Source organism: Ochrobactrum sp. WV_118_8 (assembly GCF_039631535.1).
GTDB lineage: Bacteria > Pseudomonadota > Alphaproteobacteria > Rhizobiales > Rhizobiaceae > Brucella > Brucella anthropi.
Genome location: NZ_JBDIUZ010000001.1, coordinates 1,653,136 through 1,669,103, shown reverse-complemented (window position 1 = coordinate 1,669,103; position 15,968 = coordinate 1,653,136). Strand labels below are relative to the sequence as shown.

The following is a 15,968-nucleotide window of genomic DNA, read 5'->3' as shown; positions in this document are numbered from 1 at the left end:
TAAGGAGGATATAATCCGAGAGAAATCGAGCGGATAGAAGCAAACAGGTGCTCAAATGACGAAGAACTGGACCCCGCATTCCTGGAGAAACAAACCGATCAAGCAAGTGCCGTTTTATCCAGACGCACAGGCTCTGAACGACGTTGAGGCTCGTCTTCGCACCTATCCGCCGCTGGTTTTTGCAGGTGAAGCACGCAAGCTCAAGCAGCAACTGGCTGAAGTGGCGGAAGGCAAGGCATTTCTGCTCCAAGGCGGCGATTGTGCTGAAAGTTTTGCTGAACATGGCGCGGATAACATCCGCGACTTTTTCCGCGTCTTTCTTCAGATGGCCGTTGTCCTCACATTCGGTGCGTCGAAGCCCGTCGTGAAGGTCGGTCGTATCGCCGGTCAGTTTGCCAAACCACGTTCATCGGACATGGAAACGCTGAATGGTGTGGAACTGCCGTCCTACCGTGGTGACATCATCAACGGTATCGAGTTCGACGCGGCATCGCGCAATCCCGATCCGCAGCGTCAGGACATGGCATATCGCCAGTCGGCGGCTACGCTTAACCTGCTGCGGGCATTCGCTCAGGGCGGTTACGCTAATCTGGAGAACGTTCACCAGTGGATGCTCGGCTTTGTCGGCAAGAGCCCGCAGGCAGAGCGCTATGCAGCTTTGGCGCAGCGTATTTCCGAGACCATGAACTTCATGCGTGCAATCGGGATCACGGCTGACAGCAATCATTCGCTGCGTGAAACCGATTTCTACACCAGCCATGAAGCGCTGCTTCTTGGCTTTGAAGAAGCGCTGACTCGTGTGGACTCGACGTCCGGCGACTGGTACGGCACGTCCGGCCACATGATCTGGATCGGTGATCGCACACGTCAGGCTGACCATGCGCATATCGAATACTGCCGTGGAATCAAGAATCCGCTCGGTCTCAAGTGTGGGCCGTCGCTGCAGCCGGATGATCTCATCCGCCTTATCGATCTTCTGAATCCGGAAAACGAAGCAGGGCGCCTGACGTTGATTGCGCGCTTTGGCTACGACAAGGTTGGTGATCATCTGCCGCAGCTTATCCGTGCTGTCGAGAAGGAAGGTCGCAAGGTCGTATGGTCATGCGATCCTATGCACGGCAATACGATCACTGCCGGTGGCTACAAGACGCGTCCGTTCGACCGTATCCTCAAGGAAGTGGAGTCCTTCTTCGCGATCCATCGCGCTGAAGGATCGCATCCGGGTGGTATCCATGTCGAAATGACCGGCAAGAATGTGACGGAATGCACGGGCGGCGCGCGTGCGATCTCGGCAGAAGATCTGCACGATCGTTACCACACGCATTGCGATCCACGTCTCAACGCCGATCAAGCACTGGAACTCGCGTTTTTGCTGGCCGAACTCCTCAAGAAGGAGCGCGATGCCGGTGCGGACAAGCAGGTTGCGAGTGCCTGACCGGCTTCCAACATTCTAGAGCTTGCAGGGCGGAGGTTTCGATCTCCGCCCTGTTGCATTTCGGGGAAACTCACCTATTGATTGCCTTGGAGCGGCATGTGTCTGAATGGATGCATAGAGGACGCTTTATGCTTTCAGAAAATTGGCTCTGATTTTCGGGCCAAGCTGTAACCAATTTGATTGAGGGTAATGATGCAGCGCATTTTCCTGGCCTTTCTTAATTCCATGCGAGCACTGAAGTACCTCGCAGGACATGAAAAGGCCGTCCAACAGGAGCTTGTGCTGTTTCTACTGTCTCTGCCGGTGGCTTTTTTCCTTGCGCCGACATGGCTCGCTTTCCTCTTCATGACTGGCTCGATCTTGTTTCTCATCCTCGTGGAAGTGTTGAACACTGGTATCGAGGCAACGTGTGATGCCGTCTCGCGGGATTTTCACAAGGAAATTCAGATTGCAAAGGACTGCGGTTCTCTTGCTGTTCTGATTTCCATTGTGTTCGTCGTCGCGATCTGGGGCTATATCCTCGCCAATACCTATTTGGCCTGACAAACAGAGTAGTCTGTTGATTGCATCCGTTGCATTTGCTTGCCCAAGCGCGCTAAAGCTTGGGCATGTTAGCCTCTCATGAGAATCTTGCCATGCTCCGTATTGCCGTTGCGCAGCTTAATCCCATCATGGGCGATATCGCCGGAAATCTGACCAAGGCACGCGCGGCACGCGTTGAGGCGGCCAGGATGAAGGCCGATCTCATTTTGTTTACAGAATTGTTCATCTCCGGCTATCCGCCGGAAGATCTGGTTCTGAAACCATCTTTTCTTGCTGCGTGTGAAAAGGCTGTTCGTGCGCTGGCGAGCGACACTGCCGACGGCGGACCAGGCGTCATTATCGGCACGCCGCTTAGCCGCGAAAGTGGTCTGCACAACTCTATCGCGGTTCTGGATGGCGGCGAGATCATTGCCGAACGGTTCAAGGTCGATCTGCCCAACTATGGCGAGTTTGACGAGAAGCGCGTATTTCAGGCGGGCCCAATGCCTGGGCCAGTCAATTTCCGTGGTGTTCGCATCGGGATTCCAATCTGTGAAGATATTTGGGGCGAACTCGGTGTGGCGGAAACGCTGGCTGAGAGCGGCGCAGAGATTTTGCTTGTACCGAATGGTTCGCCTTATCATCGTGCGAAGATGGACCGGCGCCATCAGGTTGTCCTGAAGCAGGTGATCGAAACCGAGTTACCGATGGTCTATGCCAATCAGGTTGGCGGACAGGATGAACTGGTTTTCGATGGTGGATCGTTTGCATTCAACACTGACCGGTCGCTCTGTCTGCAAATGCCTCAGTTTGAGGAGCAGATCACGCTGACCGTTTGGCGCAGAGAGAATGACGGCTGGCGCTGTGACGAACGCGAAAAGGCTATTCTTCCTGAAGGGCTTGAAGCTGATTATTCCGCCTGCATGCTGGGCTTGCGGGATTATGTGAACAAGAACGGTTTCAAGGATGTGGTGCTCGGGCTTTCGGGCGGTATCGATTCGGCAATCTGCGCGGCTCTCGGCGTCGATGCATTGGGTAAGGATCGCGTGCGCTGCATCATGCTGCCTTACCGCTATACATCCGATGAATCTCTGAAAGACGCGGCCGATTGTGCAAAAGCGCTCGGTGTTCGGTACGATATTGTTCCGATCTCTGCGCCAGTTGAAGGCTTTCTTGAAGCGCTGCATCCGCTGTTTGAAGGCACCGAGAGCGGCGTTACCGAAGAAAACCTGCAAAGCCGCGCACGCGGCACCATTCTGATGGCTGTTTCAAACAAGTTCGGTTCGATGGTTGTCACCACCGGCAACAAGTCTGAAATGTCGGTAGGCTATGCGACGCTTTATGGCGACATGAATGGCGGGTTCAATCCGATCAAAGACGTCTACAAGATGCAGGTCTATGCGATGTCGGAATGGCGCAACAGTCATGTTCCGAACGGCGCACTCGGACCATCGGGTGACGTGATCCCGCACAACATCATCTCCAAGGCGCCGTCTGCTGAACTGCGTGAAAACCAGACGGATCAGGATAGTCTGCCACCTTATCCGGTTCTGGACGATATTCTTGAATGCCTTGTCGAAAACGAAATGAGCAACACCGAGATTGCTAAACGCGGGCATCCGCTCGAAACCGTTCAACGGATCGAACATTTGCTCTATCTGGCTGAATACAAGCGCCGACAATCGGCGCCCGGTGTTAAAATTACCAAGAAGAATTTCGGACGCGATCGCCGCTACCCTATAACGAACCGCTTCCGCGACCGCTGAAAGACAATAAGATGACCGCAACCGTTCGTTTTGCTCCGTCGCCGACGGGCTATATCCATATTGGTAATACGCGCACAGCGCTTTCAAACTGGCTTTTCGCACAGAAGAATGGCGGCAAGTTCATTCTGCGCTATGACGACACCGATGTTGAACGCTCCAAAGAAGAATACGCACAGGCAATCGCAGTCGATCTTGACTGGCTCGGTGTCAAACCTGATCGCGTCGAATATCAGTCGAAGCGTTTTGATGTTTATGGCAAGGCGGTAGAGAAGCTCAAACAGGCTGGTTTGCTTTATGCTTGCTATGAAACGGCTGATGAATTGGAGCGTCGCCGCAAACTGCGCCTCGCACGTCGTCTGCCGCCGGTATATGGCCGCGAAGGTTTAAAACTCACTGACGATGAGAAAGCTGCGTTTGAAGCTGAAGGGCGCAAGCCGCACTGGCGTTTCCTGCTGCCGAATTTCGAAGCTGATCCGTTTGATACGCAGCGCACGGAGGTTCATTGGGATGACCTTGTTCGGGGCCCGCAGACTGTCGATCTGGCCTCTATGTCCGATCCTGTGCTGGTGCGTGAAGACGGCACTTATCTTTATACCTTGCCGTCGGTGGTGGATGATATCTATCTCGGTGTCACGCACATCATTCGCGGTGATGACCACGTAACCAACACCGGTGTGCAGATTGCGATTTTCGAGGCACTGGGGGCCAAGGCTCCGGTTTTTGGGCACCACAATCTACTGACGACAATTTCGGGCGAGGGGCTTTCAAAGCGAACCGGCGCACTGTCTGTCGGATCGCTGCGCGACGCCGGGTTCGAGCCGATGGCAGTGGCCTCGTTGGCGATTTTGATCGGCACCTCGGAAAATGTTTCGGCGGCACCCAATATGGAAAGTCTCGCCGAACGTTTCGATCTGGCATCCATATCGAAGTCATCGGCAAAGTTCGATCCTGCGGAACTGGACACGCTCAATCGCGCCCTGCTGCACGAGATGCCGTTTTCAGAAGCCCAGCCACGTCTGGCTGCCATGGGCATTTGCGGCGAGAAGGCTGAGCCTTTCTGGCAGGCGGTGCGAGGAAATCTCGACCGCTTCAAGGATGCGGTACATTGGTGGTCCATCGTTGACGGTGATCTGCCAGAAACGCTGGACCTGTCAGAAGAGGATCGTGTTTTCCTGGAAGAGGCTTTTGCCCTTTTGCCACCGGCTCCCTGGGATCATCAGACATGGAAAGTCTGGACCGAAGCAGTGAAGGCTGCAACTGGGCGCAAGGGCAAGAACCTTTTCATGCCCTTGCGACTGGCGCTTACGGGGCAGGCGCATGGGCCGGAGTTGGCTGACTTGCTGGTGTTGATTGGTCCGGAAAGAACCCTGACCCGACGACCCTGACTTTTGCGTTTGCCGTATAGGGACGTTCCACAGGCGGTGTCGTTGCGACAGGTGCAACATAGGCTGGTGTGGTATTCGAGGTCTGTACCGTTGCAGATGACGTGTAATCCACTTTCTCTGTTTCGACAGGAGCGGGAGTTTCATAGGCAGGCAATGCAATTGAGTTGGCCATCTCGGCGCTCGGCTTGGCGATGCCCCTGGACTTCCGCTGTGGTACGTGGACAGTTTTCGACTGAGGTTTCTTAGGGGACACCACCCAGGAGGCCTTGCACGATTTGACATGTTTGGACGCAGACGGACGTCCGGCAAGCGCCATACTCAGCTCATTGGCGCGTTCGCGCAAAGTCTGTGTTTCGGTTGCCAGATGATCTGTTCTGGTCAGCAATTTCGTGCACTGTGCGGATTTGACAGCAGGTGTAAACAGGCTCCCGACGCAACGATTCTGAGCCGAGGTCTTTCTCATCTGAGAAAGTTCTGCTTCCTTGCGATCAAGGAGTGACTGGGTGACGCGAAGTTGCTTCTTAAGCTGCATCTGCTCGGCAGGCGTGCATAATTCTGGAGGGCGTATAGTTGTACAGCCAGCCAATATTCCCGAAAATATCAAAACTACTGAGTAAGTCAGCGATCTATTAGAATTAATTGAAATAAAAGACATGATAACCTCGATAACGATGCTGGCGATATCATGTTTAAAAAATATAGTAAATTAAATACTAACGGCGAGTATATTTAAATATACTCGCCGTTATTTAAACTTATGTTATAATTATCTAACTTAGTTGTTGTTAAATTACTTCTTCTTGCGAAGAGTCTCTCCTGATTTTTGCAAGGCTTCAACAACTGCCAGTGCTGTCATATTGACGACGCCACGCGAGGTGACGGATGGCGTCAGAATATGTGCCGGACGTGCCGCGCCGAGCAGGATTGGACCCACGTGCAGCGCATCTGTAACCATTTTGACTACGTTCAGCGTGATGTTTGCAGCGTCAAGGTTGGGGAAGACAAGAAGATTGGCTTCGCCCTTCAGGCGCGAATTCGGGAACACACGATCGCGCAGAGCCTGAGAGAGAGCAGAGTCGCCATGCATTTCGCCATCGGATTCCAGCTCAGGTGCCTTCTCGGCAAGAATTGCCGCTGCTTCACGCATCTTTTCGGCGCTGGCTGATTCTTTCGACCCGAAATTCGAATGGGATACGAGGGCAGCCTTTGGCTCAATACCGAAGCGGCTGATTTCCTTTGCGGCAAGAATTGCCATTTCGGCGATCTCGTTCGCGCCCGGTTCGACGTTGACATAAGTGTCTGTGAGGAAGAGGGCGCCACGCTGCGAGATGAGCAGGCTCAAGGCGGAATAGTCTCGGATACCGGGAACCTTGCCGATAATCTGCCGTACGACACGGAGGTGGCGTTCGAAGCGACCTTCAAGACCACAGATCATGGCGTCTGCTTCGTCGCGCATAACCGCGAGAGCGGCAATTGCGGTCGAGTTCGTGCGCACGATGGTGCGTGCAGCTTCCGGTGTGACGCCCTGCCTGCCGGTGTAGGACAGATAAAGGTCTACATAGTCGCGATAGCGCGGATCGTCTTCCGGATTGATGAGTTCGAAATCCGTTCCCGGACGAATCTTGAGGCCGTAGCGGCGCAAGCGTGTTTCGATAACCTGCGGGCGTCCGACGAGAATCGGAGCTGCGATACGCTCTTCAATGACTACCTGAGCAGCGCGGAGCACGCGTTCATCTTCACCATCTGCATAAATGACGCGCTTTGGTTTTTCCTGTGCGCGGGCGGCAGCAAAAACCGGTTTCATGATGAGGCCGGAGCGGAAGACGAAGCGGTTCAGACGATCGAGATAGGCTTCCATGTCTTCGATCGGGCGTGTTGCTACGCCTGTTTCCATGGCCGCTTTGGCCACTGCCGGGGCGATACGCAGAATCAGGCGCTGATCGAATGGCGATGGAATGATGTAGTCTGGTCCGAAAGTGGGTGTGTCGCCGGAATAAGCGCGTGCAGCGACATCCGAAGGCTCTTCGCGGGCAAGAGCGGCAATTGCGCGGACAGCCGCCAGCTTCATTTCTTCGTTAATTGCAGTCGCACCGACATCGAGTGCGCCGCGGAAGATATAGGGGAAGCAGAGAACGTTGTTGACCTGGTTCGGATAATCCGAACGTCCGGTGCAGATCATGGCGTCGGCGCGGGCCGCACGAGCCTCTTCCGGCATGATTTCCGGTTTCGGATTGGCAAGGGCCATGATGAGTGGCTTTTCGGCCATCTGTTTCAGAAGTTCAGGCTTCAGCACGCCAGCAGCCGACAGGCCGAGGAAGACGTCAGCACCACCGATGACATCGGCCAGAACGCGCGCGTCAGTCTTCTGGGCGTAAACTTCCTTCCAACGATCCATCAGCGTGTTACGGCCTTCGTAGACAACGCCTTCGAGATCACAGACCCAGATGTTTTCGCGTTTCGCGCCGAGATTGACGAGAAGATTGAGGCAGGCAAGGGCCGCAGCGCCAGCGCCCGATGTAACGATCTTGGCGTCCCCGATTTTCTTGCCGGCAAGTTCCAAACCGTTCAACACCGCCGAAGCAACGATGATCGCTGTGCCGTGCTGGTCGTCGTGGAAAACCGGAATGTTCATTTTCGCGCGAAGCTGTTCTTCAACTTCGAAGCACTCCGGTGCCTTGATGTCTTCAAGGTTGATGCCGCCGAAAGTCGGCTCTAAAGCGGCAACAACATCAACGATGCGACCGATTTCGTGCGCGTCGATTTCAATGTCGAACACGTCGATGTCGGCGAATTTTTTGAAAAGGACGGCTTTACCTTCCATGACCGGTTTGGAAGCAAGCGCACCAATGTTACCAAGGCCGAGAACCGCAGTGCCGTTTGACACGACAGCAACGAGATTGCCGCGAGCGGTGTATTCGGCGGCAGTTGCCGGGTCTTCGTGGATTGCGAGGCAGGGAGCGGCTACGCCGGGAGAATAAGCTAACGCCAGATCTCGTTGGTTGCCAAGTGGCTTTGTCGCCTGAATTTCCAGCTTTCCGGGCTTCGGATAACGGTGGAAGAACAGAGCTGCTTCATCGAAATCCGAACGGGAAGTGGAAGGTGTTTTCTTGGTCATGGTCGCATCGCTTTCCAAAATCTTTCGTGCAGGGCAAAAGCTCGTTTGCACGTGGAGGGTGCGGTATCCGCATACAGTTTCCGTACACGACTTCCGCACTCTGGGCCGTCATTGTTCTTAGTCTATCGGCTCAAATCTCAGTAGGCCCGTTTTCGAGAATGAGTTTTTCCAATTTTGCAGATCTATTATTTGATGCTGTTAAAACGCACTCTGATAGGCGCCGCCATCGATAACGAGATTCTGCCCGGTAATGAACCCGGAATGTTCCGAACATAGGAAGGCACAGGCCTGACCAAATTCCTTTGGCTGCCCGATTCTTCCGGCGGGAATTGCTGATGCTCGCTTTGCAGCTTCCGCATCCGCTGTCGTGCCGTTCTTCTGGGCTGAGAATGCAAAGCCATTGCGAAGGCGATCCGTGTCAAAGGCCCCGGGAAGGATGTTGTTGATCGTCACATTGGAGGCTGCAACCGTGCGGGCGACGCCAGCCAGAAATGCAGTCAGACCGGCGCGGGCGCCAGATGAGAGATCAAGCCCGGGAATGGGGGCGTAAACCGACGTCGATGTGATATTGACGATACGGCCGAAACGGCGCTCGACCATTCCGTCGATAACAGCTTTGATCAATTCTATGGGGGTGACCATATTCTGTGTCACACCCTGCAGGATCGCGTCGCGGTCGAGCAGGCGGAAATCCTTGAAGGCTGGACCGCCGTTATTATTCACGAGAATGTCGGGTGCAGGGCAGGCGGCAAGCAGTTTGGCTTGCCCTTCAGCGGTGGACACGTCGGCAACGACAGCATCGACTTTCACGCCAAATGTTTTGCGAATTGCTTCCGCGGTTGTGGCGAGAGTTTCTTCGTTGCGTCCATTGAGAACCAGATCGCAACCGGCTTCGGCGAGCGCCTCCGCGCATGCCCGTCCGAGTCCCTTGCTGGAAGCACATACAATTGCTTTTCGACCCTTCAGGCCCAAGTCCACGGCTCGATCCTCACATCTTGTTCAAGTTTTAGAGACATGCCACCAAGCGAGCAGTCCGATCAACCGGATTCTGGTTCACGGGCGCATATGTCCACCTTTTACCGGCAGAATATGCGTTCATTGCGAACAATATTTGGTGAAGTGCTATTCAAGCGGCGGCATGAATTCTGCCCTCGGGCGTATGAGCGATCCGCTATCAGCCTGTTCCAGTGCATGGGCGAGCCATCCCACAATGCGTGCGAGCGCAAACAGAAATAGCGGTGCGTCGGGCGGTAGATCATAGATTTCTGTAACGGCGGCGAGGGCGAAATCGACGTTTGGCTTTTCTCCGAGAATGTTCGCGGCACTTTGTTCCAGATCGCTATAGGAGGCAGGCAATTCCAGATGTTCCAATAGTGCGGCGGCGCGAATATCACCTGTTTCGCGGTAAAGCGGGTGGCCGAAAAAGTGAAACTGTGTTCCTTGCCTGAGCTGGCCCTTGATCGCTGCTTCCGCTCCTATTTGCCGGGTTTGCGTAATAATAGCCGCCGCCGCTGTAGCCGCTCGTCCATGTCGCGGGCCAATCAATGTTGATAATCCGGCGAGAACCGCAGCGGAAAGCGGTGTACCTGTAGACGCCGCAACGCGTGTAGCGAATGCCGATGCATTGAGTTCGTGGTCGGCCAGAAGCACAAGGATGCGCCGGATCACATCACTTGCCTGCGGCTTTTGCCAAGCTTGAGCAATGCGTTCATGCATCGGCATATTCGATGCGGAAACGCCAAGAACGGTATTGTGAAACAGTTGCAGCAGACCAAAAGCCTCTTGCTGCAGAATCGATGTTGAACGCCCCGAACTGGGTAGATCATTCGCAGCGCGAATACCAAGGACAGTAAACAGCCGTTCCAGAGGCGCAGTTTCGGTCTGACGAATGTTCAAGGTCGATTCGTTGTCACTCCTGATGATACCGTCGAAATCCATCTGCCACAGCAGTGCAGCCACTTCCTCCAGCGTCGCTGTTTCGGACAGCTCAGCAGCGTCGCAGCCGCGATAGAGCAAGCGGCCATCCAGGATGGTCGAAATGCCCGAGCGCATGATCGGCAGGCCCCAACGAATGGTGTCGGCGGCAACCACGCTATCTCTCTTGCGACCGGGACGCTTGCCAGCCAGACGATGGACATCCTCCGACCGATAGAGGCTGCGTCTCGGATCATCCGGCAATGGTTTGGAACGGATGCGGCCACGGCTCACATTTGCATAGAGAGTCTGCGGCTTTGTCTGGAGAACAGCGAGGGCTTCCTCCGCAGTTAGCCAGTCCATTATTGCCCCCTACATTGATCTATTTCGTCAAGATTGACGTCAACTATACTTGGATTCAATGTCGAAAGGCAAACAAGGAGAATAATTATGAATAGCGGACTTGAAGATGTGATTGCTGCTGAAACCGTGTTGTCTGACGTCGATGGGCTTGCAGGCAGGCTGGTTATTCGCGGTCGGTCGCTGGACGATCTGGTCCCGCATAGCAGCGTCGAAGATGGAATAGAACTTCTGTGGGGCGGCTTTTTCAATGACCTTCCCAAAGGGGAAGAGCTTCAAAAAGCGCTCGGTGAAGCGCGCGTACAGGTATTTTATCATACGGATGCGCTTGACGATACATTGATGGAAATGTCTCCCATCGAAGCGCTTCGCGCATTGATGGCACGCATCCCTGATGACGATGATCTGACCGCAGCCTTACACCTGATGGCGGCACCGGCAGTCTTTACGACGGCCATTCTGAGGGGCCAGAAGGGGCGCCGTCCCATACATCCTGATCCGACGCTTCCCCATAGCGCTGACATCCTTCGTATGATGAATGCGGGAATGCCGGATGAAGCAGAAGTTGCGGGGCTGAACACCTATCTTATGACGGTTTCCGACCATGGATTGAACGCATCGACTTTTGCTGCGCGTGTCGTGGCATCAACACGAGCCGGATTGACCTCATCGCTGCTTGCCGCAATCAGCGCATTGAAAGGACCGCTGCATGGTGGTGCACCCGGACCGGTCCTCGATATGCTGGATGCAATCGGTAGACCCGACAACGCTGAACGTTGGCTTGAATCTGCTGTTGCCGATGGAGACAGGCTGATGGGGTTCGGTCACAGGGTCTATCGTGTACGCGATCCTCGTGCCGATGCCTTGAAAGGTGCATTGAAGCACATCGAAGCCCTAGAACAAGGGCGTGGAAAACACCGCGTTGAATTGGCCGAGGCCGTTGAAAAAGCCGCTATCGCAGTTCTAAAGCGCCACAAGCCGGAGCGTTCCCTCGAAACCAATGTCGAGTTCTATACTGCTTTGTTGTTGGAACAACTGGGGTTCCCACGCGAGGCTTTCACTTGCGTTTTCGCTATGGGGCGGGCCATGGGCTGGATAGCGCATTGTCGTGAACAGGTGGCGGCAAACAAGCTCATTCGTCCGCAGTCGCGATATGTCGGCCCAACTGTGGGACTTGTCGCCTAAAGTGGACACAACAGGAGGCGCGGACGCCACCTTCCGCGCCTCAAAGCCGACCGTCATATGTCTGTGACATGAATCGGGTTTTCTGCGCTCAGATCAGGTTGCCATTGAAAGGGACAACCACATGAGCACCGACGCTCCGCAGCCCAGAAAACTCCGAACCCTCTTTATCTCGGATGTGCATCTCGGTTCCAAGGCCGCACAGGCGGAACTGCTTCTGGATTTTCTTCGCTATCATGAAGCCGAGACGATCTATCTTGTCGGCGATATTGTCGATGGGTGGCGCCTGCGGCGCAATTGGCATTGGCCGCAAGAGCATAATGACGTAGTCCAGAAGCTGCTTCGCAAGAGCCGCAAGGGCGCCAACATCATCTACATTGCCGGTAATCACGATGAGTTCCTGCGCAATTTTCAGGGAACGCATTTTGGCGGCATCGAAGTGATGAACCGCGCGATCCATGAGACGGCAGACGGTCGCAAGTTTCTGGTAATCCATGGTGATCAGTTCGATGTGGTTGTACGCAATGCCCGCTTTATCGCCTATCTGGGCGATTGGGCATATGACACAGCGATCTGGATAAATACGGTTATGAGCCGGGTTCGCTCGCTTTTCGGCCTGCGCTACTGGTCATTTTCAGCCTGGGCGAAGTTTCGCGTCAAAAAGGCGGTCAATTTCATTGGTCAGTTCGAGAGCGTGGTTTCGGAAGAAGCGCAGCGTATCGGGGTTGATGGTGTTATCTGCGGCCATATTCATCACGCCACGATCGAGAGCATGAATGGCGTGGAATACATCAATACGGGCGATTGGGTGGAAAGCTGCACGGCCGTGATTGAACATTTCGATGGCCGTATGGAGCTCATCGAATGGACGGAACGCCGTGATCGCCGCCCGACGACAGGTATTGTCAATTCCGACAGTGAAGAGCGTGACGAGGATAGGGTAATCCAGCTCCCACTTCCCGTCCGCGAACTGGCGACCTTCCGCTGATGAAGAAAATTGTCATCGTTACCGACGCCTGGCATCCTCAAGTCAACGGCGTCGTGCGCACGCTGACCAAATGTCGTGATCTGATGATTGAGCGCGGATACGACGTCACCGTCATATCTCCGCTGGATTATCGGTCGGTCCCCTGTCCGACCTATCCGGAAATCCGGCTCGCCTTGACGACGCCAGGTGCGCTTAGGCGACGTCTGAAGGTCATGCGACCGGACTATGTGCACATTGCAACCGAGGGTCCACTCGGGTTTATGGCACGGCGCGCCTGCCTGAAAATGGGCTGGTCCTTCACGACAAGCTTTCACACGCGGTTTCCCGAATATCTCGCGGAACGCTTTCCTGTCCCGCCACAATGGACCTATGCTTTCCTGCGACGTTTCCATAATGCGGCCCAGCATACGCTGGTACCGACCCAATCTATTGTGGATGATCTGAAGGGGCGAGGTTTTACGCGGCTGGACCTCTGGACGCGCGGTGTCGATCGCAATCTGTTTTATCCTCGGCCGGAAGTGGTCAAGGACTTGCCACGTCCGGTGTTCATTTGTGTGGGACGCGTCGCCACGGAAAAGAACCTGCCAGCGTTTCTGGAGCTTGATCTTCCCGGCACAAAGTTGATCGTCGGGGATGGTCCTTCCCTCAACGATCTGCGTGCGCGTTTCCCGGAGGTTGTGTTTGTCGGGAAGCAGGAAGGTGAAACGCTGGCAAACACCTATGCCGCAGCCGACGTGTTTGTCTTCCCAAGCCGGACAGATACGTTTGGTCTCGTCTTGCTGGAAGCGATTGCCTCCGGCTTGCCGGTGGCGGCCTATCCCGTTCCCGGATCACGGGATGTCGTGGGGGCAACCGGGGCAGGCGTTCTCTCCGAAGATCTTGGGAAGGCGTGTCTGTCAGCCCTGCAAATGGAGCCGTTTGAGCCCGCACAGGTGCTCAGGCAGTTCACCTGGGACGCTTGTGCGGACATTTTCGAAGATGCTCTCGCTCCGATAAGCGGAACCGCGAGCGAGAGTTATCAACGTGCAAGTCAGCCCCAAACGGCGGCTTCCGGCGGGTAAACCAGAGCCCCATCATAGCGCAAGCCTGGGTCACGATCATGGGCGAGGAGTAGCGGGCCATCAAGGTCAACCACATTGGCTTTCTGGGCGAGCAGAACAGCTGGCGCCATGCCGAGCGATGTGCCGACCATACAGCCGACCATGATCTGAAGACCGTAGTTGATTGCCTTGTCTCGCATGATGAGACCTTCAGTCAGTCCACCTGCTTTGTCGAGCTTGATGTTCACCGCGTCGTAGCGCTTGGCCAGCTCCTCAAGTCCGACCGACGTATGAACGCTTTCATCGGCACAGATAATGACAGGCCGTTCAATTTCACTGAGAATATGATCGTTATCCGCTGGTAAGGGCTGTTCGATAAGAACGACGCCTGCGTCGGCTGCTGCACGCATGTTTTCGGCAATATTGTCGGCCGTCCAACCTTCGTTCGCATCGATAATGATGCGACTGTTCGGAGCCGCAGTCGTGACCGCTTGTATCTTCTCGATATCGTTTTCACCACCCATTTTGACCTTGATGAGAGGATAGTGAGCGACCTTCGCTGCCGACTCTGCCATTTCGGCGGGTGTGCCGAGCGAAACGGTGATTGCGGTTTCAAGTGGTCGGGTTGGCGTACCGAGCATATCGGTGACGCTTCTGCCTGATGCCTTTGCCTCGAGATCCCATAAGGCACAATCGACCGCATTGCGGGCAGCGCCGGCTGGCATCAAAGTCTGGATATCCTGTCGTGTGGCGCCACTTTCGATAGCTGTACGGGCGGCTTCAATCTGGGCACTTACGCTCTCAATGCTTTCGCCATAACGCGCATAAGGAACGCATTCGCCGCGCCCTTGATTGAGACCGTTGCCAATCACACACACAACGACAACGGCTTCCGTCTTGGAACCTCTGGAGATTGTGAATTTTCCGGCGATGGGATAGCGTTCGACAATGATATTCAAGGTATTGTGCATAGAGATGCCCTCTGGGACGCAGTATTTCGGTCGTTCAACGACTCGTATATGAGGTAGGCCATGTTGACCGACACTGCCGACAAAGCAAGAGCCACCAATAATCCTGCGCCGAAGATTGATCTGACGGAGCAGGACGGTGCGCGCCATATCAGGTTGAGCGGTCGCTGGGTCTCGCAGAGCGTCAATCTTGTCGATGACAAGATGCGCAGTCTTGAGAAAACGGACGAACACAAAGCAACGATAATCGATGTTTCTGGCGTATCCGGTCTCGATACGGCAGGTGCCTGGCTGATTGAACGCTTGCGGCAGCGGCTCGTTGCAAAGAGTGCCGACGCCCAGCTTGAAGGCGTGCGTCAATCCTGGCTCCCTCTGATGGAGGAAGTGGGGCAGGCTGTCGAACGTACTCTGGATATTCCACGTCAGAAGAAGCCGTTCTTTTTCATCTCGTTTCTGGCCGCGCTTGGCGGTGGCGTTATCTCTATGGGTAACGACTTCAAGATGGCGATGCATATCCTGGGCGCCACGATCCGCGGGGCCCAGCTGAAATACGGTCGAGGAAGCGGTATTCCAATCGCTGCCATCGTTACGCAGATGGACCGCATGGGCGTCGGTGCGATTCCCATTATCATCCTGATGTCGACGATCGTTGGTGCGATCATCGCCCAGCAGGGCGCATTTCAGTTGCGCTATTTCGGTGCAGAAATCTTTGTCGTCGATCTGGTTGGCATTCTGGTGCTGCGTGAACTCGGGGTGCTTCTGACAGCTATCATGATCGCCGGTCGTTCAGGCAGTGCGATCACAGCTGAAATCGGCTCCATGAAAATGCGCGAGGAGACGGATGCTCTGACGGTTATCGGCCTCAATCCGGTCGGCGTTCTGGTTTTTCCCCGTCTCGTTGCGCTGGTCGTAGTCCTGCCATTGCTCACCATCATTTCCGATCTGGCTGCATTGATCGGGGCAGGCGGGGTCGCTTGGTTCTACTCCAATATTTCGCCCGATGCTTTCATTAGCCGCCTGCATGACGCGGTGGCGCTTAATACTTATTTCGCCGGTCTTATCAAGGCACCGTTTATGGCCATGATCATCGGGATTCTCGCCTCGGTAGAAGGTATGAAGGTCGGCGGCAGTGCAGAATCACTTGGCCGTCGTGTTACTGCTTCCGTTGTGAAAGCAATTTTTGTGGTTATTGTCGTGGATGGTTTGTTTGCGATGTTCTATGCGGCCATTAATTTTTAGAAACTGCTTATGTTCTTTGTTTTTAATGGGTTCTTTGAGACACAGTTGCACAGA

12 protein-coding genes are annotated in these 15,968 nt (G+C 54.7%); 8 read left to right on the top strand and 4 right to left on the bottom strand.

The genetic code is table 11. The features are described from left to right. Positions 1–55: 55 nt before the first annotated feature. From ABDF71_RS08000 to gltX, 4 genes are all read left to right on the top strand, one after another. Complete coding sequence (locus ABDF71_RS08000; RefSeq protein ID WP_151663043.1) at positions 56–1,435, top strand: class II 3-deoxy-7-phosphoheptulonate synthase; 1,380 nt, start codon at positions 56–58, stop codon at positions 1,433–1,435. 192 nt (positions 1,436–1,627) lie between these two features. Next, positions 1,628–1,978 carry a diacylglycerol kinase gene (locus ABDF71_RS07995; RefSeq protein WP_010660042.1) on the top strand — a complete coding sequence of 117 codons (351 nt, stop codon included), beginning with the start codon at positions 1,628–1,630 and terminating at the stop codon, positions 1,976–1,978. Positions 1,979–2,043: 65 nt separating this feature from the next. Further along, the gene (locus tag ABDF71_RS07990; RefSeq protein WP_151663044.1) at positions 2,044–3,723 is read left to right on the top strand and encodes an NAD+ synthase; all 1,680 of its coding nucleotides are present in this window, start codon (positions 2,044–2,046) and stop codon (positions 3,721–3,723) included. 11 nt (positions 3,724–3,734) lie between these two features. Beyond that, the gene (gene gltX / locus ABDF71_RS07985; RefSeq protein WP_500061461.1) at positions 3,735–5,108 is read left to right on the top strand and encodes a glutamate--tRNA ligase; all 1,374 of its coding nucleotides are present in this window, start codon (positions 3,735–3,737) and stop codon (positions 5,106–5,108) included. 790 nt (positions 5,109–5,898) lie between these two features. Here gltX and ABDF71_RS07980 read toward each other — a convergent pair. From ABDF71_RS07980 to ABDF71_RS07970, 3 genes are all read right to left on the bottom strand, one after another. Beyond that, complete coding sequence (locus tag ABDF71_RS07980; protein ID WP_029924749.1) at positions 5,899–8,223, bottom strand: NADP-dependent malic enzyme; 2,325 nt, start codon at positions 8,221–8,223, stop codon at positions 5,899–5,901. 198 nt (positions 8,224–8,421) lie between these two features. Next, entirely contained in the window at positions 8,422–9,201 is a 780-nt protein-coding gene (locus ABDF71_RS07975) for an SDR family oxidoreductase (protein ID WP_010660047.1), read from the bottom strand. Between the two features lie 144 nt (positions 9,202–9,345). Then, positions 9,346–10,500 (bottom strand): citrate synthase, encoded by a 1,155-nt coding sequence (locus tag ABDF71_RS07970; RefSeq protein ID WP_043061856.1) that lies wholly within the window; start codon positions 10,498–10,500, stop codon positions 9,346–9,348. 87 nt (positions 10,501–10,587) lie between these two features. Here ABDF71_RS07970 and ABDF71_RS07965 point away from each other — a divergent pair, with 87 nt between their 5' ends. The 3 genes from ABDF71_RS07965 (at position 10,588) to ABDF71_RS07955 (ending at position 13,728) form a co-directional block, all read left to right on the top strand. Next, positions 10,588–11,682: a citrate synthase/methylcitrate synthase gene (locus tag ABDF71_RS07965; protein WP_500061460.1), complete on the top strand. Its 1,095-nt coding sequence runs from the start codon at positions 10,588–10,590 to the stop codon at positions 11,680–11,682. Positions 11,683–11,803: 121 nt separating this feature from the next. Beyond that, positions 11,804–12,667, top strand: a complete 864-nt coding sequence (locus ABDF71_RS07960) for a UDP-2,3-diacylglucosamine diphosphatase (RefSeq protein WP_010660050.1) — start codon at positions 11,804–11,806, stop codon at positions 12,665–12,667. Then, complete coding sequence (locus ABDF71_RS07955; RefSeq protein WP_043061854.1) at positions 12,667–13,728, top strand: glycosyltransferase family 4 protein; 1,062 nt, start codon at positions 12,667–12,669, stop codon at positions 13,726–13,728. The genes ABDF71_RS07960 and ABDF71_RS07955 overlap by 1 nt, the downstream gene beginning before the upstream one ends. Here the strand turns inward: ABDF71_RS07955 and dgcA are convergent. Beyond that, the gene (dgcA, locus tag ABDF71_RS07950; protein ID WP_151663048.1) at positions 13,698–14,678 is read right to left on the bottom strand and encodes an N-acetyl-D-Glu racemase DgcA; all 981 of its coding nucleotides are present in this window, start codon (positions 14,676–14,678) and stop codon (positions 13,698–13,700) included. The two genes, ABDF71_RS07955 and dgcA, sit on opposite strands and share 31 nt — an antisense overlap. Positions 14,679–14,738: 60 nt before the next feature. Between dgcA and ABDF71_RS07945 the strand changes: the two genes are divergently transcribed. Then, a complete protein-coding gene (locus tag ABDF71_RS07945) occupies positions 14,739–15,914 on the top strand; it encodes an ABC transporter permease (protein WP_010660053.1) in 1,176 nt (391 codons plus the stop codon). The last annotated feature ends 54 nt before the right edge of the window (positions 15,915–15,968 follow it).